We start from the raw sequence: 579 nt of genomic DNA, 5'->3' as shown, positions 1-579 counted from the left end.
GAGCCAAGCGCACAGCACCAGCAGCAGCAGGAGGAGCGGCGGGATCACGGAGGCCTGCCAGGTGAGCAGCACGGGCGGGCCGGGGATCGAGGTCCCGGTGCCGTCCAGCCAGTCGGAGACCCGCTGGGAGACACCGCCGGACATGACGCCGCCCAGCACGCAGGCGAGCATGGCGACCGCCGGTCCGGCCAGGCCGCGTATCGCGGCGCGCCGGTCGGGGTCGGTGCGGTGCAGGCTGTGGGCGACTCCGGCGAGCACGATCACCAGCAGGCCCTGGACGAGGGCGAGGGCGCCGAAGGCGGCGTCGCCCGGCAGCCTGCCCGCCGACTCCCAGCCGGGGCGCTCCCACCCGGCGTAGAGCAGGGTGAGGACGAGCAGGACGAGCGCGGCGAGCGGCAGGTACCGCACCAGGTGCCGGTCGAGTTCGCCGTCCAGCCGGCGTTCGGCGCGGCCCCGGCGGCACACCACCCACACCACGGCGCACGTCCCGGCGGCCAGTGCCGCCTCCAGGAGCACACCGAGGACGGCCAGGACGGCCGGGCCGCCCGGCTCGCGGTCGTGGCGGGCGGCGGCGGAGCC

General features: G+C 77.2%; 1 pseudogene. It reads right to left on the bottom strand.

The features are described 5' to 3' along the window. Positions 1 to 579, bottom strand: a pseudogene (locus B7767_RS43335) (hypothetical protein); the annotation flags it as partial.

Origin of the sequence: Streptomyces sp. 13-12-16 (assembly GCF_002114215.1) — a bacterium.
Taxonomy (GTDB): Bacteria; Actinomycetota; Actinomycetes; order Streptomycetales; family Streptomycetaceae; genus Streptomyces.
The sequence above is the reverse complement of the archived record's forward strand: the minus strand, read 5'-3'. Positions and strand labels throughout refer to the sequence as shown.